Raw genomic sequence first — 23,325 nt, 5'->3', positions numbered from 1 at the left:
AGCATTCTATAATACCAACGATGAATCCGACCCTGACCATTCTTGTTCTGTATTACTCGCGCCATGGCGCCACCCGCAAACTGGCCGAGCTGATCGCGCAAGGCATCGAGAGCGTGCCCGGCGCCGAGGCGCGCCTGCGTACCGTGCCGGCCGTCTCGACCGTGACCGAAGCGACCCAGCCCGCCATTCCCGACGGCGGCGCTCCCTATGTCGAGCTGCAAGACCTGGCCGAATGCGCAGGACTGGCGCTGGGTTCGCCCACGCGCTTCGGCAACATGGCGGCGGCGATGAAATACTTCCTCGACGGCACCGCGGCCGAATGGCTGTCCGGCACCCTGTCCGGCAAGCCCGCGGTCGTGTTCGCTTCCACCGGCAGCCTGCACGGCGGCCAGGAAGCGACCCTGCTGTCGATGATGATTCCGCTGCTGCACCACGGCATGATGGTGATGGGCCTGCCCTACACCCATCCGGAACTGATGAACACGGCCAGCGGCGGCAGCCCCTACGGCGCCACCCACTGGGCCGGGATCGACGGCGACAAGCCGGTCACGGAAGACGAAAAGCGCCTGGCGATCGCACTCGGGCGCCGCGTCGCCGAGGCGGCTGCGAAGCTGCGCTTACCACTGCATGGAACACGCTGATGCAAACCCCGAAGCTCTTTCTTGGTGGCGCCATCGCCAGCCTCGTATGGCTGACCGGCTGGCTGGTGGCCTGGGAAATGTGGATCGCCCCGCTGCACCCCGGCGGTTCCCTGCTCGCGCTCAAGGCCCTGCCGCTGCTCGTTCCGCTGCGCGGCGTGATCAAGCGCGACCTCTACACGCTGCAATGGTCGTCGATGGTCATCCTCATCTACTTCGCCGAAGGCGTGGTGCGTGCCTGGAGCGACCGCGAGGAACTGTCGCGCTTCATGGCGATGGGCGAAGTGGTGCTGGTCTGCGTGTATTTCGCCTGCGCCCTGCTCTACCTGCGTCCGTATAAAAAAGCCGCGCAAAAGCTCGCCAAGGAATTGCTCGACAAGGTGAAAGTGCCGCATGACTGAGGACGCATGACTGATGAATTCCTCGGGCGCTGCCGCGGCATCGTCGGCGCGTCCTGGGTGCTGGCGGACGAGCCGGCGATGGCGCCCTACCTCACCGACTGGCGCGGCCGCTTCACCGGGCGGGCGCTGGCCGTGCTGCTGCCGGCCGACACGGCCCAGGTCGCGCAACTGGTCGCGGCCTGCGCACAGGCGCGGGTGCCGATCGTGCCGCAGGGCGGGCGCACCGGCCTCGTGCTGGGCAGCGTGCCCGACGCCAGCGGCACCGCGGTCGTGCTCTCGCTGCGGCGCATGAACCGCATCCTCGAGGTCGACGCCACCAACCGCACCATCCTGGTGCAGGCCGGCGCCATCCTGCAGGACATCCAGGACGCCGCCGCCGCCGCCGGCCTGCTGTTCCCGCTCTCGCTGGCCGCCGAGGGCAGCTGCACCATCGGCGGCAACCTGTCGACGAATGCCGGCGGCACCGCCGTGCTCCGCTACGGCAATACGCGCGAACTCTGCCTCGGGCTGGAAGTGGTCACGCCCCAGGGCGACATCTGGGACGGCCTGCGGGCGCTGCGCAAGGACAACACCGGCTATGCGCTGCGCGAACTCTTCGTCGGCGCCGAAGGCACGCTGGGCGTCATCACCGCGGCCGTGCTGAAGCTCTACCCGCAGCCCAAAGCCTCCACCACTGCCCTGGTGGCGATGGATTCGCCGGCCAGCGCGCTGTCGCTGCTGTCGCTGATGCAGGACGTGTGCGGCTCCAGCCTGACCGCCTACGAACTGATGTCGGATTACTGCCTGCGCCTGGTGGCGGCCCACTTCCCGCACCTGCCGCGTCCTTTCGCGGGCACCCATGCCCAGTACGCCTTGCTCGAAGTGTCGAGCAGCGAATCCGAAGAGCACGCGATCCGGCTGCTGGAGTCCGGCATCGAAGCGGCCCTCGAAGGAGGCCTGGCCATCGACGCCGTGGTCGCCATGTCGAGCGCGCAGTCGGGCGGCCTGTGGCAGCTGCGCGAGCACATCCCGCTGGCCCAGGCCAGCGCCGGCAAGAACATCAAGCACGACGTCTCGCTGCCGATCTCGCGCATCGCCGACTTCATCGCCACCACCGACGCGCGCCTGGGCGAGGCCTTTCCCGGCTGCCAGGTAGTCTGCTTCGGCCACCTCGGCGACGGCAACCTGCACTACAACGTGGCGCCGATGGACGGCGTCGCACACGACGCCTTCCTTGCCAACCAGGGCGCGATCAACCGCATCGTCCACGACAGCGTGGCCGCATTCGAGGGATCGATCTCGGCCGAACACGGCATCGGCGCCCTCAAGCGCGAAGACTTGCAGCGCTACAAGGACCCGGTCGAACTGAACATGATGCGTGCCATCAAGACCGCCCTCGACCCGCTCGGCATCATGAACCCCGGCAAAATCCTGTGAACGGGGAGAGACTATGGGACGGATCATGGTGGTGATGGCGGCATGCCTGCTGGCGGGAAACGCGGCGGCGCAGACGGTCTATAAATGCACGGTGGACGGCAAGGTCAGCTATGGCGAGCAGCCCTGCGCGCGGGGCTCGACCTCGGCGCTGGCGGTGCCGCCCGCGCCCGCCGATGCAGCCGCCGCCGCGGCACGCCTGGAGCGCGACAAGGCGCGGCTGGCCGAGCTGCAGCAGGGCCGCGCCGCGCGGATCCAGGCGGAAGAGCGCGACGGGGCGCGTGCCGCCCGCGCCGCGCAGCAGCAGCGCCAGAAGTGCGAGCGCCTGCGCCTGAAGCAGAAATGGGCCCTTGATGATGTCGCACGCTCGGGACGGGAGGCGCCGGACGCGGCGCGCCTGAAAGCACAACGGCAGGCGGAGGCGCTGGCGGTGGAATGTCCGGCCTGAAGGTCCTGTCGCGCTGGCTGCTGCTCGGGGAATGGCGCGCCCATCCCGTGCGCGCCGTGCTGGCCGTGGCGGCGATCGCCGTCGGCGTGGCGATGGGTTTCGCCATCCACCTGATCAACGCCGCCGCCTTCAACGAATTCTCAGCGGCCGTGAAAAGCCTGTCCGGCCAGGCCGACGTCCAGGTGCTCGGGCGCGAGGCGACCTTCGACGAGACCATCTACCCGGTCCTCGCGCAATACGAAGGCGTGGCCCTGGCTTCGCCGGTGCTCGAGGTGCAGGCCGCCGTCCCCTCGGCCAGGGGCTCGCTGCGCCTGGTCGGCATCGACCCGCTGAGGGCCGGCTACATCGCGCCCGACCTGCTGGGCGTGCCCGCCGAGGGACGGGGCGCCGACGTGCTGGGCGATGACACCGTCTTCCTGTCGCCGGCAGCGCAAAGCTGGCTCAATCTGAACGACGCACCTCTGGTGCTGCGGGTCGGCACGAACGACCTTGCGCTGCGGGTGGCCGGCCCGGTGGCGCGCGCGAGGCCCGGCCAGCGCTTCGGCGTGATGGACATCGGCGCCCTCCAATGGCGTTTTGGCCAGCTGGGACGCCTGTCGCGCGTCGACCTCAAATTGCGCGACGGCGTCAACCGCGCCGGGTTCGAGCAAGCCCTCACCGCCGACCTCGAACGGCGCTTCCCGGGCCGCTTCCGCATCCAGCAGCCCAACGACAGCGAGCAGGAAAGCCGGAACAATAACCTCAGCCGCGCCTACCGCGTCAACCTCACCGTGCTGGCCCTGGTCGCCCTGTTCACCGGCGCCTTCCTCGTGTTCTCGACCCAGGCGCTGTCGGTGATGCGCCGGCGCAGCCAGTTCGCCCTGCTGCGCGTGCTCGGCGTGGAGCGCCGCCAGCTGCTGCGCCAGGTGCTGATCGAAGGCGCCAGCCTGGGCGTGATCGGCTCGCTGCTGGGCGTGGCCGGCGGCTACGCATTGGCGGCCCTGGCCCTGCGCTTCTTCGGCGGCGACCTCGGCGCCGGCTACTTCCCGGGCATCCGGCCACAGGTCGTGTTCACGCCGGTCGCGGCCATCGTCTTCTTCGCGCTCGGCCTCGGGGTCGCGCTGCTGGGCTGCCTGGCGCCGGCGCTGGAAGCGGCGCGCGCCCGGCCGGCCGTCGCGCTCAAGTCCGGCAACGACGAGGCAGCCTTGTCGCGCCTGGCGCGCGTCTGGCCCTCGCTCGTGTGCCTGCTGCTGGCCGGGGCGTTTGCCTTCGCGCCGCCGGTGTTCGAGCTGCCGCTGTTCGGCTATGTCGCCATCGCCCTGCTGCTGATCGGCGGCATCGGCCTGATGCCGCGCCTGGCGTCCGCCACCTTCCGCCTGCTGAACCGGCCGCTCCTGCGCAACCCCACAGCGCCGCCCGTGCTCGCGCTGACGTTGGCGAGACTGGCCAACGCCCCCGGCCAGGCCTCGATCGCGCTGGGCGGCGTGCTGGCCAGCTTCAGCCTGATGGTCGCGATGGGGATCATGGTGGCCAGCTTCCGGATTTCGGTGGACGACTGGATGCGCCACATCCTGCCGGCCGACCTGTACGTGCGCACGGCGTCCGGCGGCAGTTCCGGCTTCTTCGGCAAGCCGGAACAGGCAGCGATCCTGCGCGCGGCCGGCGGCAATCCTGTTCAATTCCTGCGCACCCGCCCGATTTCGCTCGAAGCCAGCCGCCCGGACGTGGTGCTGATCGCGCGCGACATCGATGCCGCCGATCCCGGCCGCCTGCTGTTCCTGGTCGGCGAATCGGCGCCGATTCCGGCGGGCGCTCGCCCGGCCTGGGTGTCGGAAGCCATGCTCGACCTCTATGGCGCCCAGGTCGGCAAGACGATAGCCCTGCCGCTGGGCGGGCGCCCTGCGCCCTTCTTCATCGCCGGCGTCTGGCGCGACTACGCCAACCAGTCCGGCTCGGTCGTGGTGCGCCTATCTGACTACCGCGCCCTGACGGGTCTCGATGAAGTCACCGATGCCGCGATCTATGCCGGCGGCGATGCAAGCGTGGACGGCATCGAGCGCGCGTTGCGCACGCTGCCCTTCGGGCCGGCCCTGCAGCTGGCGCGGCCCGGCGAAATCCGGGCCATGAGCCTGCAGATCTTCGACCGCAGCTTCGCGGTCACTTACCTGCTGGAGGCGATCGCCATCGTCATCGGCCTGTCGGGCGTGGCCGCCACCTTCTCGGCGCAGACGCTGGCGCGGGCGAAGGAGTTCGGCATGCTGCGCCACGTCGGCGTCACGCGGCGCCAGGTGCTGGGCATCCTCGCCTGCGAGGGCGGGCTGCTCACGCTGCTCGGCGTGGCCTGCGGCTTCGCGCTTGGGCTGGTCATCAGCCTGATCCTGGTGTTCGTGGTGAACCCGCAGTCCTTCCACTGGACCATGGGGCTGCACCTGCCCTGGGGACTGCTGGCCACGGTGGCTTCGGTGCTGGTGGCGGCCTCGGTCGCGACGGCGCTGGTGTCGGGGCGTTTCGCATTGTCGGGCGGGCCGGTGCGCGCCGTGAGGGAGGATTGGTAATGCGTGTCGTCGCACTCATGCTGCTGTTGATGGCCAGGCTGTGCTTCGCGGCGCCGCCCGCGTTCGCCCCTGTCAAACCTGTGCAGTCCCTCAGCTTCCCGGCCGACTTCGGCGCCCATCCGGAATTCCGCACCGAATGGTGGTACGTCACCGGCTGGCTCAAGACTGCCGACGGCAAGCCGCTCGGCTTCCAGGTGACCTTCTTCCGCAGCCGCACCGAGCACGACACGGCCAACCCGAGCGCCTTTGCCCCGCACCAGCTGGTGATCGGCCATGCGGCGGTGTCCGACCAGGCGCACGGCCGCTTGGTACATGCCGAGCGCAGCGCGCGCGAGGGCTTCGGCCTGGCCTGGGCGAAAGCCGGCGACACCGACCTGAAACTCGACGACTGGCGGATGACGCGCGCGCCCGACGGCAGCTACCGGGTGAGCGTGCGCTCGAATGAGCTGACGCTGGACCTGTCGCTCGTGCCCACCCAGCCGACCCTGGTCCAGGGCGAAAACGGCTATTCGCGCAAAGGGCCGGCGCCGCAGCACGCCAGCTATTACTACAGCCAGCCGCACCTGAAGGTCAGCGGCACGGCCGGCCGCACGGGCGCCGCCGGCGTGGTGACCGGCAGCGCCTGGCTCGACCACGAATGGTCGAGCGAAGCCCTGCAGCCCGAGGCCAGCGGCTGGGACTGGGTCGGCGCCAACCTCGACGACGGATCGGCGCTGATGGCTTTCCAGATCAGGCGCAAGGACGGTGGTAAACTATGGGCGCACGCGACGGTGCGCGACCGCGAGGGCAAGGTGACGCGCTACGCACCGGAGCAGGTCGGTTTCACCCCGCAGGCGCGGTGGAAGTCGCCGCGCACGAATGCCGAATACCCGGTTGCCACCACCATCACCACCGGGAACACGCGCTGGCAGATCGCCCCGCTGCAGGAGGACCAGGAGCTCGACTCGCGCCGCTCGACCGGCGCCGTCTACTGGGAGGGCGCGGTGACGGTGGCGCGCGACGGCAAGCCGGCGGGCCGCGGCTACCTCGAGATGACGGGCTATGTGCGGCCGATGAAACTTTGAACGCCGTATTGAACACAGAGACAGAACAACAACAAGCGACACGATGACGAAGCAATCCAGCAGCACCGAATCTCCTGCCGCGGCGCGGGTTCCCGCCAAGGGCAGCCTGGCGGCGTTCAAGGGCCTGCTGCCCTTCTTGACCCCCTACCGGCGCCAGTTCGTCCTGGCCGGCATCGCCCTGCTGTTCGCGGCCGGCGCCACGCTGGCCATCCCTGCCGCCTTCAAGCAGATGATCGACCTCGGCTTCGGCAACGCAGCTGGCGGCGGCCAGGGCATCCGCCACATCGACAGCGCCTTCCTGGCCCTGTTCGCCGTCGCCACCGTGCTCGGCCTGGCGACCGCCGCGCGCTTCTACATGGTGTCCTGGCTGGGCGAGCGCGTCACGGCCGACATCCGCGGCGCCGTCTACCGCCACGTGGTCCAGCAGAGTCCCGAATTCTTCGAGACCACCCAGACCGGCGAAGTCTTGTCGCGCCTGACCACCGACACCACGCTGATCCAGACCGTGGTCGGCACCAGCATCTCGCTGGCCCTGCGCAACACCCTGCTCTTCCTCGGTGGCCTGGTGATGCTGTTCGTGACCAGCGCCAAGCTCACCGCCATCATCCTCGCCCTGCTGGTGGCCGTGATCGTGCCGATCGTGCTGTTCGGGCGCCGCGTGCGCAAGCTCTCGCGCGACTCCCAGGACCGCATCGCCGACGCCTCGGCCCTGGCCGGCGAAATCCTGAACGCCATGCCCACCGTGCAGGCCTATACCCACGAGACCATCGAGGCCGAGCGCTTCGGCGCGACCGTGGAGGGCGCCTTCCGCGCCGCCATGCAGCGCATCCGCGCGCGCGCCCTGCTGACGATGCTGGCCATCGTGCTGGTGTTCGGCACCATCGTCTTCGTGCTGTGGCTCGGCGCGCACGCCGTGCTGGCGGGCAGCATGACGAGCGGCGACCTGGGCCAGTTCATCCTCTACGCGGCCATCGTCGCCGGTTCCATCGGCGCCCTCTCCGAGGTGATGGGCGAGGCCCAGCGCGCGGCCGGCGCCACCGAGCGCCTGCTGGAACTGCTGGCCGCCCGCGCCGACATCCGCAATCCGGCGCATCCGCGCCCGCTGCCGGTGCGCTCCTCGAACGGGGCCGCGCTCGCCCTGCAGGACGTGACCTTCGCTTATCCATCTCGCCAGGATACGGCCGCGCTGTCGCACGTGTCGCTGGCGATCCGCCCCGGCGAGACGGTGGCCGTGGTCGGCCCGTCGGGCGCCGGCAAGACCACCCTGTTCCAGCTGCTGCTGCGCTACTACGACCCGCAGGCCGGCGCCATCACCCTGGACGGCGTCGACATCCGCGACCTCGACCTCCACACGCTGCGCGGCGCGATCGGCATCGTGCCCCAGGACACGGTCATCTTCTCGGCCGACGCGATGGAAAACATCCGCTACGGCCGCCCGGAAGCGAGCGACGAGGAAGTCATCGCCGCCGCCCGGATGGCGGCCGCCCACGAATTCATCGAGCGCCTGCCGCAGGGCTACCGCTCCTTCCTGGGCGAGCGCGGCGTGCGCCTGTCGGGCGGCCAGCGCCAGCGCATCGCGATCGCGCGCGCCCTGCTCAAGAATCCGCCGCTGCTGCTGCTCGACGAAGCCACCAGCGCCCTCGACGCCGAATCGGAACGCCTGGTGCAGGGCGCGCTGGAGGCGGCGATGGTCGGCCGCACTACCGTCATCATCGCCCACCGCCTCGCCACCGTGCAGCGCGCCGACCGCATCGTGGTGATGGAAGACGGGCGCATCGTGGAAACCGGGACCCATGCCTCGCTGGTGGCGATGGGGGGCATGTACGCCAACCTGGCGGCGCTGCAATTCCACCACATGCATGTTGAACATCCGGCGTCGGGTGTTGCAAGTTGACACTAAGAAAGTGATGGTTTTGGCAAATTATTGTTGATTTGCGTCAATACCCGAATATGATGTTTGGTATTGCCATCTCTTTCCGTTTGCCATGTCGAACCACAAATATCACCCTGCCAACTGGAGCGTGGGCACGAAGATCAGTGCCTTCACCTTTACTTTGGTCGGCGCCATCATTGCCGCGCTCGTTCTGACGATCAGCTTCACCACGGCGAACCTGCTCGAGGACCGTGCTACCCGGAACATGGAAAACGAGCTGCACGGCGTGATCAACACCGTCGAGCTGTTCAACAAGACGGTGTCGAGCGAGGCGGTCAGCTTCGGCCGCATCTTCCGCTCCGGCTTCGGCGGCGACTTCGAGCTCGACGAAGCGGTCACGGTCGACATCGGCGGCAAGCAGGTCCCGACCCTGAAGCACGACGGCACGGTCCTCAACCTCGACTTCAGCGCCCCCGACAAGTTCAGCCTGGAGACCGGCGGCAACGCCACCATCTTCGCCGCCACCGGCGAGGACTTCGTGCGCGTTACCACCTCGGTGAAAAAGGAAAACGGCGAGCGCGCCGTCGGCACGCAGCTCGACCGCGCCAGCCCGGCCTATGCGGCCCTGCGCGAGGGCAAGACCTACGTCGGTCTCGTCAAGCTGTTCGGCAAGAACTTCATCACCCAGTACGAGCCGGTCCGCAACGGCGCCGGCAAGGTCGTCGGCGCCCTGTATGTCGGCGTCGACATCACCCCGGACCTGGCCCTGCTGAAGGACCGCATCCGCGCCATCAAGGTCGGCGAGACCGGCTACTTCTACGTCCTGAACTCCGCACCGGGCAAGCAGTACGGCGAGCTGATCGTGCACCCGAAGCGCGAGGGCGACAACATCCTCGACAGCCGCGCCGCCGACGGCCGCCCCTTCATCAAGGAGATCCTCGAAAAGCAGACCGGTTCGATCGCCTACGACTGGCAGAATCCGGACGAGCGCGCCGCGCGCGAGAAGATCGTCGCCTTCGCCCCGATCAAGGGCTGGAACTGGGTGGTCGCGGGCGGCACCTACCGCGACGAAATCACGGCTGAAGCCAGCGCCCTGCGCAACCGCTACTTCCTGTTCGGCCTGATCGCACTGGCCAGCTTCGCCGCCGCCCTGTACGCCTTTGTCCGCGTCTCGGTGACCCGCCCCCTGGCCGCGGCGCGCGACGCCGCCATCCGCATCGCCGACGGCGACCTGACGGTGCGCATCGAGCGCCGCCACAACGACGAGATCGGCCTGCTGGCCGACGCCATGAACGGCATCAGCCGCAAGCTGTCGGCGGTGGTCGGCAAGGTGCGCGAGGGTGCCGAACAGATCGCGACGGCCTCGAACCAGATCTCGTCGGGCAACCTCGACCTGTGCGCCCGCACCGAGCAGCAGGCCGGCAGCCTGGCCAGCACCGCGTCCTCGATGGGCGAACTGACCGACACCGTGCGCCGCAACGCCGACCACGCGCGCCAGGCCAATTCGCTGGCCGTGAACGCCTCCGGCATCGCCCAGGAAGGCGGCAGCATGGTCGCGCAGGTAGTCGACACCATGGAATCGATCCAGCAGTCCTCGCGCAAGATCTCGGACATCACCGGCGTCATCGACGGCATCGCCTTCCAGACCAACATCCTCGCGCTGAACGCCGCCGTGGAAGCGGCGCGCGCCGGCGAACAGGGACGCGGCTTCGCGGTCGTCGCCACCGAGGTGCGCAACCTGGCCCAGCGCAGCGCCGCCGCGGCCAAGGAAATCAAGGGCCTGATCGCCGCCTCCAGCCTGGAAGTCGACGCCGGCAGCAAGCTGGTATCGCAGGCCGGCCTGACGATGAACGAAGTGCTCGCCAGCGTCGGCCGGGTCACCAGCATCATGGCCGACATCACCGCCGCCAGCGCCGAGCAGAGCAAGGGCATCGAACAGGTCAACCGCGCGATGGGCGACATGGACGAGACTACCCAGCACAACGCTTCGCTGGTCGAAGAAGCCAGCGCGGCGGCGCAGGCGATGCAGGACCAGGCGGCGGAGCTGGCGCGGGCGGTGAGGTTGTTCAGGCTGGATGAGGCGGTGCGGGGCGAAACGCGTCCGGCGCTGACTCACGGCTGAACGCCCGTGGGGTGGGCACCCCGTGCCCACCCCAACTGCGCCCACTTCGGTGTAGAGTGACAGCCCCAACCAAGGAGCCAAACTTGACCGACGCCGAACTCATCCGCCGCTGCCACACCGTCTTCCCCGGCCACCGTGCCCGCACGCCTGCCGAGACCTTCGCCGCCATGGCCGCCTGGTGCGAGGAGCACGGCGTCGAACACGACGTCTACGGCAGCGGGGACCTGATCCAGGGCTTCGAGGACAAGGTCGCGCGGGTGCTCGGCTGCGAGGCGGCCGTGTTCTGCATCAGCGGCACCATGACCCAGGTAACGGCGCTCCGCCTGGCGGCGCAGGACCGAGGCGGCCTGCCGGTCGCCCTGCACCCGACCTCGCACATCTTCGTCCACGAACGCTCGAACTACCAGCTGCTCGGCCACTTCGACGCGCTGCAGGTGGGCGACCGCAACCGCCCGTGGACGGCGGCCGACCTGGAAGCCGTGCCGGACCGCCTGGGCGCGATCGGCCTCGAAATCCCGATGCGCGAAATCGGCGGCCAGGTGCCGGGCTGGGACGAGCTGGAAGCGATCAAGCGCCATGCGAAAGCCCGCGGCGCCCACCTGCACATGGATGGCGCGCGCCTGTGGGAAGCGGCCGCCGGCTACGGCCGCAGCGTGGCCGAGATCGTCGCCGGTTTCGACTCCGTCTACGTCTCGCTGTACAAGGGCATCGGCGGCCTCGGCGGCGCCATGCTGGCCGGCAGCCGCGAATTCGTCGAGCGCGCCGCGCAGTGGTTCCGGCGCCAGGGCGGCAACCTGGTGCACCGCTCGCCCTACATCGTCGCGGCAAGCATGCAGTTCGACGCGCGCCTGGCCGCCATGCCCGACTACTTCCGCCGCACCCAGTTCCTCTACGAGGCCCTGCGCCGGCACCCGCGCATCCGCGTCAACCCGGCCGCGCCGGCCGCCAACATGCTGCACGTGCACCTGCCCGTGAGCCCCGAGCGAGCGCTGGCGATCCGCACCGAGCTGGCCGAACGCCACGGCATCTGGATGTTCAACCGCATCTCGAGCAGCGTGCTGCCGGATACCAGCTACTTCGAGCTCTACGTGGGCGACAACCTGCTCGATATGCCGGACGCAAGCGTACACGCCGGACTGGAATTGCTCGCCTTGCTTCTTGCGGCCCCGGGCGATGTATCGTAAGGTGTCGGGCAATTTCCGACCTAAAGAAGCCGATGCAACAATATACCGATCTCGTCCGTACCATCCTCGACACTGGCAGCTGGCAGGAGAACCGCACCGGGGTACGCACCCTGCGTGCTCCTGGCGCGATGATGCGTTTCGATCTGCAGCAAGGCTTCCCCGCAGTGACGACCAAGAAACTGGCCTTCAAATCCGTGGTCGGCGAACTTGTCGGATTCCTGCGTGCGACGCGCAGCGCAGCCATGTTCCGCGAACTCGGCTGCAAGGTGTGGGATCAGAACGCCAATGAAAACCAGGCGTGGCTGAACAATCCCTACCGCATGGGCACCGACGACCTGGGGCCGGTTTATGGCGTGCAGTGGCGCTCGTGGCCGGCGTACAAGATGATCGATACGGAGCACGGCGCGCAGATATCGGATGCATTGGCGCGCGGCTACAGCCTGATTTCCGTGACCCAGCATGAGGGCAGGAACAAGGTCTTGCTCTACAAGGCGATCGACCAGTTGCGCGAATGCCTCGATGCGATCATGGACGACCCGGACAGCCGCCGCATCCTGTTCCACGGCTGGAACTGCGCCGACCTCGATGCGGTCGCGCTGCCTTCCTGCCACCTGCTCTACCAATTCTTGCCAAACAAAACAACCCGTGAAATTTCGTTGTGCCTGTACTTGCGCAGCAATGACATCGGGCTCGGCGCGCCTTTCAACATGGCGGAAGCCGCCGCCCTGCTGCACCTGGTTGGCCGCCTCACCGGCTACACGCCACGCTGGTTCAGCTATTTCATCGGCGATGCGCATATCTACGAGAACCAGCTCGACATGCTGAACGAGCAGCTCAAGCGCGAACCGTTCGCACCGCCGACCCTGCAGATCGCCGACCGCATCCCTGCTTTCGCGGAGACGGGCCGCTATGAGCCGGAATGGCTGGAGCGTGTCGAGCCCGGCGATTTCAGCCTGCTTGGTTACCGCCACCACCCGCCCCTTACTGCCGCCATGGCGGTTTGAACCCGCCCACCCCGGCACAGCTCAGAGCCGGCCTTCCAGGTACGACAGCCAGTGATCGGGGTGATAGGGATCGACGATCCGCTGCAAGGCCTTTTCGCCATACAGGTGGTCGAATGCGCCGAGACCGGTCCCGACTGCCAGGCCGGCGGCGGGGTCGGCAATCAGGCCGCCGATCACGGTCGACACGCTGGTGACCACGCCGAATTTCAGCCACCCGGCCCAGGCGTGCTGCGAAGGCAGCTTGTGTCCGGCTTCGATATAGGCCTGCCGGACATCCATCCCCCGGCATACATTGCCCGACAGCCAATGCCGCAACTCCGCCGCCTCCTCGCTCAGGACAATGTCGATGAAGCGGTCCACGTCCTCCTCGAACCTGTCGTACGCGGGACGGAGCAACGGCAAGCCACGGATATCGTGCAACTTCTCGACCGCTTCGATGGCCTCGCGTTCGGCAGCGTCCGGTGCGACCGGACCGGGGCGCTTTTTGGCAGGGAACACGATCTCCAGCAAGACCGGCAGCTCTTTGTCGAACTGAAGGTCCAGGACGCCGGCGCCGGCCAGGTCGTTCACGCGACCCAGACCCGATTGCAGCCCGACGAGCCGGTCCCTTGGACTGCTGAACAAGCTCGATGGCGGGATCAGGTGCGCATAGCCGGGCCGTGCGGCGACGTGCATGAACTCGTCCACTGCCTCGTCGCGGATACGGGTCCAACGTGTAAAATCGTCGAGCGCCCCTACCAGCAGATGTTCGTCGATTGCGCCTACCAGGGCAGGAATATCGTCGTCCGGACGAGGGAAGACGGGCCGCAACGAGTCAAGGTAGCGGCCGCGGTCAAACGTCCTCGTGCCGCCGCCTGCGGCCAGCCTTGCGGTCATCTCGGGGCAGAACAACAGGCGCCCCGCCTTCACCAGCCTTAGCAACTGGCTCGACGAGAAGTCGGCCAGCATGCGTTCGAATACCATCTGGTTCAGGGGGAGGACGAGCTGCTCGTAGACGAGCAGCGGATTCAACACCGCCAGCGCAGGCGTCGTGATGAAGACAATGTCGCCGGCAAGGCCGAGCCGCGTCGGCAACGATACGGGCGTATGGGGCGTCATGGCAAGCTCGGTAGTTTTTATACTGTAACTATACGTTGCAGACTAAGCGAGCACAACAGAATCGTTTGCGCACGCCTGGGTGCCGGCCCGAGCGTTACTTTTTTTCACGGCCTTGTATGGAAATTGGAAGAATCGAAGCACTTGCTTCGCGCGGCGCTCATGACGCGCTGCCGGTGGCGACTGAACGCCTCGTCCTGATGGCCGGCCTCGGCATTGCGGGAGACATCCATGCCCTCGCGTCCTCGCCGCGGCAGCTCCTGCTGGCGAGCGGGCGCGTCTACCGCGACCTCGCGCTGCCGCGCCATGCCCTCCGAGAAAATGTGCTGCTTGGCGCCGAGACCGCCGAGCTCTCGTCCGGCACGGTCCTGCAGCTCGGCAGCGAGGTCACCCTCCGGCTCATGTTCCAGTGCGAGGCCTGCGGTGCGCTCGACGAGCATCGGCCGGGCCTGTCGGGCAGGATCGGTGCGCGCCGCGGCATGCTGGCGCGGGTGGTGTCCGGCGGCGTCGTCCGAACCGGCGACCCGGTGCGCGACCTGGGCGTGCGCCTGCCGGCCTGGCCGGAGGACTGGCGCGAGCGCGTCCGCAAGGTGCTCGACGCGGTGCCGGCGGGCTGCGTGCTCGAGTACCGACAGCTGGCGCGGCTGGCCGGCATCCAGGCCAGCTATTGCCGCGCCTTTCCCCGTGTGATTGCCAAACTCGGCGGCGAGTATGCTGCCCGGGCCGTGTCTTCGCAATCGACGTCGCCGCTGGTGCGCTGGTCCGGCGAGGGACTGTTCGACCTGGCCACTTGACACCACAGCCCCGGGGCGACACCATCTGCCGACTTTCAGTACAAGGACCACCGTATGCGCTTCCCTACCCCAATTCACTTCCACCGCCCGCGAGGCGCACGATGAGCCTGACCCTCGTCGTCGCCATCGACGCCCAGCGCGGCATCGGCGTGAACAACCAGCTGCCCTGGCACCTGCCGGAAGACTTGGCCCACTTCAAGCGCGTCACGCTCGGCCGGCCGATGATCATGGGCCGCAAGACCTTCGACTCGATCGGGCGCCCGCTGCCGGGGCGGCGTAATATCGTCGTCACCCGCAATCCCGAATGGCGGCACGAGGGCGTGGAGGCGGTGACTTCGCTGGAGGCGGCCATCGCGCTCGTCGGCGATCAGGAGGCCAGCATCATCGGCGGGGCGCAGATCTTCGAGGCCGCGCTGCCGCTGGCGGACCGGATGATCGTGACCGAGATCGACCATGTGTGCGCGTGCGATACCTTCTTTCCGGAGATCGACCCGGGGATGTGGGTGGAGACGGCGCGTGAGCAGCATCGGTCGGAGAGCAACGGGTTCGATTATGCGTATGTGACCTACGTGCGCAACACCTGACCTGCCCCCTGCGGGTCTGCTCGGCCTCCGCCTCCGCTAGAGTGCGCCATGCACGAGCACATGTGGTTACCCTAATAAAAAAATGTTCACCGGACAGCGGAATTTCTGCGAAAATCCGCTTCTTATTTTTCGGTGCCGTGCGCGGCAGGCCGCCTGAACGAGGCATGGCTTGTCCCCACGGCGCTTCGCATTGGAGCTGTCAATGAAATTTCGTTTCCCCATCATCATTATTGACGAGGACTTCCGTTCCGAGAACACCTCGGGCCTCGGCATCCGCGCCCTCGCCGCCGCGATGGAAAAGGAAGGCATGGAGGTGCTGGGCCTGACCAGCTACGGCGACCTGTCGTCCTTCGCGCAGCAGCAGTCGCGCGCCTCGGCCTTCGTGCTGTCGATCGACGATGAGGAATTCGGCGGCGGCTCGCTCGAGGAAACCGACCAGGCGCTGGCCGGCCTGCGCTCCTTCGTGCAGGAGATCCGCCACAAGAACGCCAACATCCCGATCTACATCTACGGCGAAACGCGCACCTCGCGCCACATCCCGAACGACATCCTGAAGGAGCTGCACGGCTTCATCCACATGTTCGAGGACACGCCGGAATTCGTCGCGCGCCACATCATCCGCGAAGCAAAGGCCTACCTCGACAGCCTGGCGCCGCCCTTCTTCCGCGCGCTGGTGAACTACGCCTACGACGGCTCCTACTCCTGGCACTGCCCGGGCCACTCGGGCGGCGTCGCCTTCCTGAAGTCGCCGATCGGCCAGATGTTCCACCAGTTCTTCGGCGAGAACATGCTGCGCGCCGACGTCTGCAACGCGGTCGAGGAACTGGGCCAGTTATTGGATCATACGGGCCCGGTCGCCAAGTCCGAGCGCAACGCCGCGCGCATCTACGGCGCCGACCACTGCTACTTCGTCACCAACGGCACCTCGACCTCGAACAAGATGGTCTGGCACAGCACCGTCGCGCCAGGCGACATCGTCGTCGTCGACCGCAACTGCCACAAGTCGATCCTGCACTCGATCATCATGTGCGGCGCGATCCCCGTGTTCCTGATGCCGACCCGGAACAACCTCGGCATCATCGGCCCGATCCCGCTGGAAGAGTTCACGCCCGAGTCGATCGCCCGCAAGATCGAGGCCAATCCCTTCGCCCGCGAAGCCAAGGACAAGAAGCCGCGCATCCTCACCATCACGCAATCGACCTACGACGGCGTGGTCTACAACGTCGAGACCCTGCGCGAAATGCTGGACGGGAAAATCGAGACCCTGCACTTCGACGAAGCCTGGCTGCCGCACGCGACCTTCCACGACTTCTACAAGAACATGCACGCGATCGGCCGCGACCGCCCGCGCGCCAAGGAGTCGATGATTTTCTCGACCCAGTCGACGCACAAGCTGCTGGCCGGCCTGTCGCAGGCTTCGCAGGTGCTCGTGCGCGAATCGGAATCGGTCAAGCTCGACCAGGACGCCTTCAACGAAGCCTTCCTGATGCACACCTCGACCTCGCCGCAGTACTCGATCATCGCCTCCTGCGACGTCGCCGCGGCCATGATGGAAGCGCCGGGCGGCACCGCCCTGGTCGAGGAATCGATCCTCGAAGCGCTGGACTTCCGCCGCGCCATGAAGAAGGTCGACCAGGAATTCGGCGAGGACTGGTGGTTCAAGGTCTGGGGCCCGGACGTCGAATCCGAAGAAGGCATCGGCACCCAGGAAGACTGGATGATCCGCGCCGAGGACGACTGGCACGGCTTCGGCAAGCTGGCGCCGGGCTTCAACATGCTCGACCCGATCAAGTCGACCGTCGTTACCCCCGGCCTGTCGCTGGACGGCCAGTTCGGCGAGACCGGCATCCCGGCCTCGATCGTGACCAAGTACCTGGCCGAGCACGGCGTCATCATCGAGAAGTGCGGCCTGTACTCCTTCTTCATCATGTTCACCATCGGCATCACCAAGGGCCGCTGGAACACGCTGGTGACGGCGCTGCAGCAGTTCAAGGACGACTACGACCGCAACAAGCCGATGTGGCAGGTGATGCCGCAGTTCGCCGCGGCCAACCCGCGCTACGAGAACCGCGGCCTGCGCGACCTGTGCACGCAGATCCACACTTTCTACAAGCAGTACGACGTGGCGCGCCTGACGACCGAGATGTACCTCTCGGACATGGTGCCGTCGATGAAGCCGTCGGACGCCTTCGCCAAGATGGCGCGCCGCGACATCGAGCGCGTGGCCATCGAGGACCTGGAAGGCCGCACCACGGCCATCCTGCTGACGCCTTACCCGCCGGGGATTCCGCTCCTGATCCCGGGCGAGCGCTTCAACAAGACCATCGTCGACTACCTGCGCTTCGCACGCGACTTCAACGAGCGCTTCCCGGGCTTCGAGACCGACGTGCATGGCCTCGTCAAGCGCGAGGTGGACGGCAAGCGCGATTACTTCGTCGATTGCGTGAAGCAGGACTGATCGTCATTGACGCGATGTGAAAAGAGGAGCCGCAAGGCTCCTCTTTTTGTAGGTGCTTATTCTTGTCTTTGTAGCGTGGACGGTGCCCGCCTCACGAGCTGCACATCCCCCCGACAGAGTCACCCACCCTGACGGGCCTTCAGCGGCGTTTCAGCTCGACGATCGGTGCCGGTACGGCGACCGCGCCCTTGTCGATCTCCGCCCTCGCCTGCACGATCACGCTCCGCGCCGCCGTCAGGCCGAGCGTGCCCATCACCATGGCCACGAACAGGTCCGGCAGGCCGCTGCCGGCCTGCCATACCCCGAGCGCGGCCAGCAGGACGGCCACGTTGCCGATCATGTCGTTGCGCGTGCACAGCCAGACCGAGCGCATGTTGGCGTCGCCGTTGCGGAAGGCGAACAGGAGCACGGCCACCAGGCCGTTGGCGGCGAGCGCGGCGAGGCCGATGGCGCCCATGGTCCCGGCTTCGGGCACGGTGCCCGCCGCCAGGTGCCAGAGCGCCGTGCCGATCACGAACACGCCGTAGCCGCCCATGGTCGCGCCCTTCACCAGCGCCGTGCGCGAGCGCCAGATCGGTGCCAGGCCGAGCACGAACAGGGAGATGCCGTAGTTGGCCGCGTCGCCGAAGAAGTCGACCGCGTCGGCCAGCAGCGAGACGGAACCGGCCGCCCAGCCGCCCACCAGCTCGACGCCGAACATCAACAGGTTGACGAACAACGCGATCCAGAGCACACGCCGGTAGCGCGGATCGACCGGCGGCTTGTCGCTTGGGCAGCCGCCGCTGCAGCAATCTGCCATGTCAGCCTCCGCCAGAAATGATTCAGTTAATGGTGCCTGCCGCGAAAAACCGTATCAGGTCTTCGGCAGCGTCACGCCGTGCTGGCCCTGGTACTTGCCGCCACGGTCCTTGTACGAAGTCTCGCACACTTCGTCGCTCTCGAAGAACAGCACCTGGGCGCAGCCCTCGCCGGCGTAGATCTTCGCGGGCAATGGGGTCGTGTTCGAGAACTCCAGCGTCACATAACCTTCCCATTCCGGTTCGAACGGGGTGACGTTGACGATGATGCCGCAGCGCGCATAGGTCGACTTGCCGAGGCAGATGGTCAGCACGTTGCGCGGGATGCGGAAGTATTCCATGGTGCGCGCCAGCGCAAAGGAATTCGGCGGGATGATGCAGACGTCGCTCTTGATATCGACAAACGATTTCTCGTCGAAGTTCTTCGGGTCGACGATGGTGCTGTTGATGTTGGTGAACACCTTGAATTCGTCCGCGCAGCGGATGTCGTAGCCGTACGACGAGGTGCCATAGGAAATGATGCGGCGTCCTTCCTGTTCGCGCACCTGGCCGGGCTCGAAAGGCTCGATCATGCCGGTTTCCTGCGCCATGCGGCGGATCCATTTATCGCTCTTGATGCTCATCGCTGGGTTCTTTCATGTAAAGCTGGCAATCCTGCAATTTTACGCGAAAAGCGGCGCGCGGCCCCAAGTCGATGATGCATCCTTTCTCCTCGCTTCAGGCCGGCTGCCCCTGGCGCCTGCGCGGCAACGGACGCTGCACCAGCATCCGCCCTATCATCTCGTGCGTCAGCTGGGCCGCGCGCGCCGGGTGTTCCATCGGATACAGGTGGCTGCCTTCCGTCATGACGAAGTGCTCGCGCACCAGCTTGCGGGTCGAGGCCAGGCCGGCCTGGCGCAGCTCTTCCGAGCGGGTGGCGCCGATGAAGCCGACCGGCACCGGGAAGTCGCGCCGGATGATCTCGCCCAGGTGGTGCGGCAGCGAGTTGTAGATCAGGGTTTCGACGCCGCGGTCGAAGCGCAGCTGCACGCCTTCCGGGTGCGGCTTCAGGCCGACGTCGAGGTAGTCGTCCAGCACGCCCGGCGCCCAGGCGGCGAAGATGTCCTTCGAGATGAAATGCTGGTAGGCGGCCGCCCGGTCCGGCCACACGTTGCGGCGCCGTTCGGAAAAGCGCGCCGGCGAAAAGCGCGAGCCCTTGCCCAGCAGTTTCACGAGGCGCCAGGCCACCGCGCGCCAGCCCGCCACTACCGGCGAATCGAGCATCACCACGCAATGCGCCAGCTCCGGCCGGCGCGCGGCGGCCATCGTGCTGAGCATGCCGCCGAGCGAATGGCCGACCAGGATCGCAGGCCGTCCATACCCTTCGAGCTGGGCAATCAGCTCGTCCACCAGGCCGCTCCAGCCGTCGCCGACGGGAAAGCGCGGATCGTGCCCGACCATGTCGGTGGTGTGCACCTCGTAATGGGCGCGCAGGCCGTCGAGCAATTGGCGGTAGGTGCCGGAAGGGAAACTGTTTCCGTGGCAAAAGTGCAGCAGGGGTTTGGACATCGGGCGCGGGGCATTCGGAAGACGGGCTTCGATTGTAACGGCGGAACAACAATGCCGTATCCCGCGCGCATGTTGTTTAGAGGGAAACGCCTATAGTCAGCGTCGCCACATAACCGCCCACCATGTCGCCGCTCATGCTTGCCATTTGCAAGGCCGTGCCGTCGCTGAAGACATTGTCCGTGGCATAGCTGATGCGCGCCAGGTTGCGCACGCTGGTCGCGTAGCCGCTGGCCGTGTACACCTCGTTCAGGGTCGCCAGCGGGAAGGTGAGCTGCGAGGTCTTGATGCGGTTGGCGGCGCTTGTGGCCTTCGCGAGCGTCGGGTAGACCTCGAAGTGCACGTGCGGCATGCGGCCGTCGTAGCATCCCGGGAAGACCGTGACGAAGCTGACATAGCCGTCGGCGTCGGCCTCCTGCACCCCGCGCAGGTAGTTTTCGCCCGCGACGCTGGCGGAGTACATCGAATAATTGCCGTCGCGGTCGCAATGCCAGAGGTAGACGGTGGCGCCGGGGGCGACGGCGCAATTGTCCGCGACGTTGACGATTTTCAGCCGGATCGTCAGCGGGACGCCCATCGCGACACCCCAGGCCCCGGCCACGCTCCAGCGGATGTCGCTGCGCACGATGCCCGACAGGGCCAGCGCGTTGGCGAGCTTGCCGTTGCTGCTGTTGGTGCCGTCGGCCGGGTACGGGCCGCCGGTTTCTTCCGGGATGAGCGAGCAGCCTGTGGTGCTGCCGGTGCTGCCGGTGCTGCCGGCGCTGGACGCCAGCGCGCCGGAGGCGGTGACGGTGGCATCGCTGCCCGCCATGCCCGAGCCGCCGCAGCTCGCGAGCGGGACGGCGGCGGCGCCGGCGAAGAGCCAGCGCAGGGCTTGGCGACGGTTGGCCGTGGCCGACAGCAGCTTGTCGAGGTCGGTCGCCAGGTTTCCGTGAGGATGGTGCTCAGTAGTCATGATGCTTCGCCTGTCGCTGTTTGGAAAGCAGGTATTCTTCAACGGCATCGTGTAAATCGGCGTCAAGCCGATGTAAATCCGCGTAAGGGCGCCCTGTCCGCCGGCTTGTAAAGATGGGTAAAGGGCTCCCTGCTCCTGTCCCGCCGCGAAAACCCTTTGCTATGATCGCGGCCATGAACCACGTACTGCTGATAGACGACGACACCGAGCTCGTCGGCATGTTGTCCGAATACCTCGAACAGGAAGGCTTCGCCGTCGCCTGCGCCCACGATGGGGTGACGGGCAGCCGCGAGGCCCTGAGCGGGCGCTACGCGATCGCCATCCTCGACGTCATGATGCCGGCCCTGAACGGCATCGAGACCCTGCGCAGCATCCGCGCCCAGAGCAAGATCCCGGTGCTGATGCTGACCGGCCGCGGCGACGACGCCGACCGCATCCTCGGCCTGGAACTGGGCGCCGACGATTACGTCACCAAGCCCTGCACCCCGCGCGAACTGACCGCCCGCGTGCGCGCCATCCTGCGCCGCACCCAGGGCGCCCAGCCGGACGGCGGCGCCGGCGTCATGCATGCGGTCGGCAAGCTGCTGGTCATGCCGGAACAGCGCCGCGCCACCTGGGACGGCGCCACCCTGGAACTGACCAGTACCGAATTCAACCTGCTCGAAGTGCTGGCGCGCCATGCCGGGCGCCCGGTCAGCAAGGGCGAACTGTCGGAACAGGGCCTGGGCCGGCCGCTTGCCCGCTTCGACCGCAACATCGACGTCCACCTGAGCAGCCTGCGCCACAAGCTGGGCACGCTCGACGACGGGCGCTCCCCCCTGCAGACCGTGTACCGGCTCGGCTACCAGCTGATCCGCAACTAGCGATGGCACGCGCTGCGCGAAGGCCGACGGGCCGCCTCTTCTGGAAATTCTTCCTGTCGATCCTGCTGGCCCAGATCGCCGCCGCCGCCGGCATCGGCAGCGTGTTCTGGCTGCGCGAGCAGGCGCGCGTGACGACCACGGCGAGCGCCCTCGCCGTCGGCCCGCCGGCCGGCTTCCTGCTCGACTCGGCCACCGTCGCCCTGAAATACGGCGGCCTGCCGGCACTGCGCGAACTGGTCGGCCACATGCACCTGCATACCGTTTACATCGTCGACCCGGGCGGGCGCGACCTGTTGGGGCGCAAGGTCACCCCCGCCATGCTCGAGCAGGCGCAGCGCGAACTGAAGACCGAGCGGCCGTATCGCCCGGTGCGCATGCTGGGCGCCCCCGATGGCCGCCAATGGCTGGCCTTCGTGCCTGCGCGTGCGCGCAGCGGCGCCGGCAAGGCGACGGTCGCCGGGGCGCCCTCGGAGCCCGGCAAGGCATCAAACCCGGCCTACCCGCCCGCCGGCGAACTTGCCCGCTTCGGAGGAACGCCCCCCGGACGCGGAGCGCAGCCGGGCGCCGGTTTCGGCGACGGCCCGCCCGGTCCTTTCGCCCCCGGCTGGGAGCTGGGCAGGCCGATCCCCCTGCTGGCGAGCGTGCTGGTCAGCCTGCTGTTCGCCTTCCTCCTCGCCTGGTATTTCTCGCGCCCGATCCGCGCCCTGCGCAGCGCCTTCGAGGCCGCGGCCGCCGGCGACCTGGCGCCGCGCTTCGGCGACAGGGCTGCCGGCGGCGACGAACTGAACGACCTGGGACGCGACTTCGACCGCATGAGCGGCCAGCTGCGCGCCCTGATGGATGGCCAGCGCCGCCTGCTGCACGACGTCTCGCACGAACTGCGCTCACCCCTGGCGCGCCTGCAGGCCGCCATCGGCCTGGCGCACCAGCAGCCGGACAAGATCGGCACCTCGCTGGCGCGCATCGAGCGCGAGAGCGAGCGCATGGACAAGCTGGTGGGCGAGCTGCTGACCCTGTCGCGCCTGGAGGCGAATCCCGACCTGCCGAAGGACGAACTGGTCGACATGCAGGAACTCATCGACGGCATCGCCCAGGACGCGCGCTTCGAAGTGGGGGCGCAGGACGCTGCGGATGGAGCGCAGTGCGCCGGCATCGAGGTCGAGACGACGGGCGAGGTGCCGGCCCAGGTGCGCGGCGCGCCCGACCTGCTGTGGCGCGCGATCGAGAACGTGGTGCGCAATGCAGTTAAACACGGCGTGAAGCACGGCGGCGGAGGCGGCGGCGGCGTCGAGGTCAAGCTGCGCACCGACGCGCGCGCGGTCTGCATCGACGTCTTCGATCGCGGTCCCGGCATCGAGGAGAGCGACCTGCCCACCATCTTCCGCCCCTTCTTCCGCTCGAACCCGGCGACCAACAACGTCGACGGCCATGGCCTCGGGCTGGCGATTGCCGAACGCGTGATCCGCGCGCACGGCGGCACCATTTCGGCCTGCAACCGCGACGGCGGCGGGCTGCACGTGGCGATCACCCTGCCCCTGGCGCGCTTGTAAACT

Annotated in this window: 20 protein-coding genes; 15 read left to right on the top strand and 5 right to left on the bottom strand. The window is 67.6% G+C overall.

The window, feature by feature from the left end; all coding sequences use genetic code 11:
• Positions 1-20: 20 nt before the first annotated feature.
• The 10 genes from wrbA to ACWCIA_RS01880 all read left to right on the top strand — a co-directional run bounded on the left by wrbA (position 21) and on the right by ACWCIA_RS01880 (position 12,681).
• A complete protein-coding gene (gene wrbA, locus ACWCIA_RS01925; RefSeq protein ID WP_454160429.1) occupies positions 21-641 on the top strand; it encodes an NAD(P)H:quinone oxidoreductase in 621 nt (206 codons plus the stop codon).
• Positions 641-1,039 carry a DUF2069 domain-containing protein gene (locus tag ACWCIA_RS01920; protein ID WP_454160427.1) on the top strand — a complete coding sequence of 133 codons (399 nt, stop codon included), beginning with the start codon at positions 641-643 and terminating at the stop codon, positions 1,037-1,039. The genes wrbA and ACWCIA_RS01920 overlap by 1 nt, the downstream gene beginning before the upstream one ends.
• 6 nt (positions 1,040-1,045) lie before the next feature.
• Positions 1,046-2,455: an FAD-binding oxidoreductase gene (locus ACWCIA_RS01915; protein ID WP_454160425.1), complete on the top strand. Its 1,410-nt coding sequence runs from the start codon at positions 1,046-1,048 to the stop codon at positions 2,453-2,455.
• 13 nt (positions 2,456-2,468) lie between these two features.
• Positions 2,469-2,900, top strand: coding sequence for a DUF4124 domain-containing protein (locus ACWCIA_RS01910; protein ID WP_454160423.1), 432 nt, complete (start codon positions 2,469-2,471; stop codon positions 2,898-2,900).
• A complete protein-coding gene (locus ACWCIA_RS01905; protein WP_454160421.1) occupies positions 2,888-5,434 on the top strand; it encodes an FtsX-like permease family protein in 2,547 nt (848 codons plus the stop codon). The genes ACWCIA_RS01910 and ACWCIA_RS01905 overlap by 13 nt, the downstream gene beginning before the upstream one ends.
• Entirely contained in the window at positions 5,434-6,498 is a 1,065-nt protein-coding gene (locus tag ACWCIA_RS01900; protein WP_454160419.1) for a lipocalin-like domain-containing protein, read from the top strand. The genes ACWCIA_RS01905 and ACWCIA_RS01900 overlap by 1 nt, the downstream gene beginning before the upstream one ends.
• Before the next feature lie 43 nt (positions 6,499-6,541).
• Complete coding sequence (locus ACWCIA_RS01895) at positions 6,542-8,392, top strand: ABC transporter transmembrane domain-containing protein (protein ID WP_454160417.1); 1,851 nt, start codon at positions 6,542-6,544, stop codon at positions 8,390-8,392.
• 91 nt (positions 8,393-8,483) lie between these two features.
• A complete protein-coding gene (locus ACWCIA_RS01890; protein ID WP_454160416.1) occupies positions 8,484-10,493 on the top strand; it encodes a methyl-accepting chemotaxis protein in 2,010 nt (669 codons plus the stop codon).
• A gap of 83 nt (positions 10,494-10,576) precedes the next feature.
• On the top strand, positions 10,577-11,677 hold the full coding sequence (locus tag ACWCIA_RS01885; RefSeq protein ID WP_454160414.1) for a threonine aldolase family protein: 1,101 nt from the start codon (positions 10,577-10,579) through the stop codon (positions 11,675-11,677).
• A 32-nt stretch (positions 11,678-11,709) separates the two neighbouring features.
• Entirely contained in the window at positions 11,710-12,681 is a 972-nt protein-coding gene (locus ACWCIA_RS01880) for a thymidylate synthase (RefSeq protein WP_454160413.1), read from the top strand.
• A gap of 21 nt (positions 12,682-12,702) precedes the next feature.
• Here the strand turns inward: ACWCIA_RS01880 and ACWCIA_RS01875 are convergent, their stop codons facing one another.
• Positions 12,703-13,779, bottom strand: a complete 1,077-nt coding sequence (locus ACWCIA_RS01875) for a hypothetical protein (protein ID WP_454160411.1) — start codon at positions 13,777-13,779, stop codon at positions 12,703-12,705.
• A gap of 116 nt (positions 13,780-13,895) precedes the next feature.
• On the opposite strand from ACWCIA_RS01875, the gene ACWCIA_RS01870 reads away from it, so the two are divergent.
• The 3 genes from ACWCIA_RS01870 (at position 13,896) to ACWCIA_RS01860 (ending at position 17,612) form a co-directional block, all read left to right on the top strand.
• Positions 13,896-14,570, top strand: coding sequence for an MOSC domain-containing protein (locus tag ACWCIA_RS01870; RefSeq protein ID WP_454160409.1), 675 nt, complete (start codon positions 13,896-13,898; stop codon positions 14,568-14,570).
• 101 nt (positions 14,571-14,671) lie between these two features.
• On the top strand, positions 14,672-15,154 hold the full coding sequence (locus tag ACWCIA_RS01865; protein WP_454160407.1) for a dihydrofolate reductase: 483 nt from the start codon (positions 14,672-14,674) through the stop codon (positions 15,152-15,154).
• A 202-nt stretch (positions 15,155-15,356) separates the two neighbouring features.
• Positions 15,357-17,612 carry an Orn/Lys/Arg family decarboxylase gene (locus tag ACWCIA_RS01860; protein ID WP_454160406.1) on the top strand — a complete coding sequence of 752 codons (2,256 nt, stop codon included), beginning with the start codon at positions 15,357-15,359 and terminating at the stop codon, positions 17,610-17,612.
• A gap of 139 nt (positions 17,613-17,751) precedes the next feature.
• Here the strand turns inward: ACWCIA_RS01860 and ACWCIA_RS01855 are convergent, their stop codons facing one another.
• The 4 genes from ACWCIA_RS01855 to ACWCIA_RS01840 all read right to left on the bottom strand — a co-directional run bounded on the left by ACWCIA_RS01855 (position 17,752) and on the right by ACWCIA_RS01840 (position 20,909).
• On the bottom strand, positions 17,752-18,411 hold the full coding sequence (locus ACWCIA_RS01855; RefSeq protein ID WP_454160404.1) for a cation transporter: 660 nt from the start codon (positions 18,409-18,411) through the stop codon (positions 17,752-17,754).
• 54 nt (positions 18,412-18,465) lie between these two features.
• Complete coding sequence (dcd, locus tag ACWCIA_RS01850; protein ID WP_379745298.1) at positions 18,466-19,032, bottom strand: dCTP deaminase; 567 nt, start codon at positions 19,030-19,032, stop codon at positions 18,466-18,468.
• 94 nt (positions 19,033-19,126) lie between these two features.
• On the bottom strand, positions 19,127-19,957 hold the full coding sequence (locus tag ACWCIA_RS01845; protein WP_454160401.1) for an alpha/beta hydrolase: 831 nt from the start codon (positions 19,955-19,957) through the stop codon (positions 19,127-19,129).
• 76 nt (positions 19,958-20,033) lie between these two features.
• On the bottom strand, positions 20,034-20,909 hold the full coding sequence (locus ACWCIA_RS01840) for an intradiol ring-cleavage dioxygenase (RefSeq protein WP_454160399.1): 876 nt from the start codon (positions 20,907-20,909) through the stop codon (positions 20,034-20,036).
• A 173-nt stretch (positions 20,910-21,082) separates the two neighbouring features.
• Here ACWCIA_RS01840 and ACWCIA_RS01835 point away from each other — a divergent pair, with 173 nt between their 5' ends.
• On the top strand, positions 21,083-21,772 hold the full coding sequence (locus ACWCIA_RS01835; protein WP_454160397.1) for a response regulator: 690 nt from the start codon (positions 21,083-21,085) through the stop codon (positions 21,770-21,772).
• A 2-nt stretch (positions 21,773-21,774) separates the two neighbouring features.
• The gene (locus ACWCIA_RS01830; RefSeq protein ID WP_454160395.1) at positions 21,775-23,322 is read left to right on the top strand and encodes an ATP-binding protein; all 1,548 of its coding nucleotides are present in this window, start codon (positions 21,775-21,777) and stop codon (positions 23,320-23,322) included.
• The last annotated feature ends 3 nt before the right edge of the window (positions 23,323-23,325 follow it).

The sequence above is a fragment of the Massilia sp. SYSU DXS3249 genome, from assembly GCF_053668055.1.
Note: the sequence above shows the minus strand (reverse complement) of the source record. Positions and strands in the feature narration are given on the sequence as shown.

Bases quoted from the DNA above. Each gene is read 5' to 3' on its own strand.
- ACWCIA_RS01870 (WP_454160409.1), top strand. From the start codon at position 13,896: ATGGAAATTGGAAGAATCGAAGCACTTGCTTCGCGCGGCGCTCATGAC.
- ACWCIA_RS01845 (WP_454160401.1), bottom strand. From the start codon at position 19,957: ATGTCCAAACCCCTGCTGCACTTTTGCCACGGAAACAGTTTCCCTTCC.
- ACWCIA_RS01915 (WP_454160425.1), top strand. From the start codon at position 1,046: ATGACTGATGAATTCCTCGGGCGCTGCCGCGGCATCGTCGGCGCGTCC.
- ACWCIA_RS01875 (WP_454160411.1), bottom strand. From the start codon at position 13,779: ATGACGCCCCATACGCCCGTATCGTTGCCGACGCGGCTCGGCCTTGCC.
- ACWCIA_RS01895 (WP_454160417.1), top strand. From the start codon at position 6,542: ATGACGAAGCAATCCAGCAGCACCGAATCTCCTGCCGCGGCGCGGGTT.
- ACWCIA_RS01855 (WP_454160404.1), bottom strand. From the start codon at position 18,411: ATGGCAGATTGCTGCAGCGGCGGCTGCCCAAGCGACAAGCCGCCGGTC.
- ACWCIA_RS01900 (WP_454160419.1), top strand. From the start codon at position 5,434: ATGCGTGTCGTCGCACTCATGCTGCTGTTGATGGCCAGGCTGTGCTTC.
- ACWCIA_RS01910 (WP_454160423.1), top strand. From the start codon at position 2,469: ATGGGACGGATCATGGTGGTGATGGCGGCATGCCTGCTGGCGGGAAAC.
- wrbA (WP_454160429.1), top strand. From the start codon at position 21: ATGAATCCGACCCTGACCATTCTTGTTCTGTATTACTCGCGCCATGGC.
- ACWCIA_RS01835 (WP_454160397.1), top strand. From the start codon at position 21,083: ATGAACCACGTACTGCTGATAGACGACGACACCGAGCTCGTCGGCATG.
- dcd (WP_379745298.1), bottom strand. From the start codon at position 19,032: ATGAGCATCAAGAGCGATAAATGGATCCGCCGCATGGCGCAGGAAACC.
- ACWCIA_RS01880 (WP_454160413.1), top strand. From the start codon at position 11,710: ATGCAACAATATACCGATCTCGTCCGTACCATCCTCGACACTGGCAGC.
- ACWCIA_RS01905 (WP_454160421.1), top strand. From the start codon at position 2,888: ATGTCCGGCCTGAAGGTCCTGTCGCGCTGGCTGCTGCTCGGGGAATGG.
- ACWCIA_RS01920 (WP_454160427.1), top strand. From the start codon at position 641: ATGCAAACCCCGAAGCTCTTTCTTGGTGGCGCCATCGCCAGCCTCGTA.
- ACWCIA_RS01890 (WP_454160416.1), top strand. From the start codon at position 8,484: ATGTCGAACCACAAATATCACCCTGCCAACTGGAGCGTGGGCACGAAG.
- ACWCIA_RS01830 (WP_454160395.1), top strand. From the start codon at position 21,775: ATGGCACGCGCTGCGCGAAGGCCGACGGGCCGCCTCTTCTGGAAATTC.
- ACWCIA_RS01860 (WP_454160406.1), top strand. From the start codon at position 15,357: ATGAAATTTCGTTTCCCCATCATCATTATTGACGAGGACTTCCGTTCC.
- ACWCIA_RS01840 (WP_454160399.1), bottom strand. From the start codon at position 20,909: ATGACTACTGAGCACCATCCTCACGGAAACCTGGCGACCGACCTCGAC.
- ACWCIA_RS01865 (WP_454160407.1), top strand. From the start codon at position 14,672: ATGAGCCTGACCCTCGTCGTCGCCATCGACGCCCAGCGCGGCATCGGC.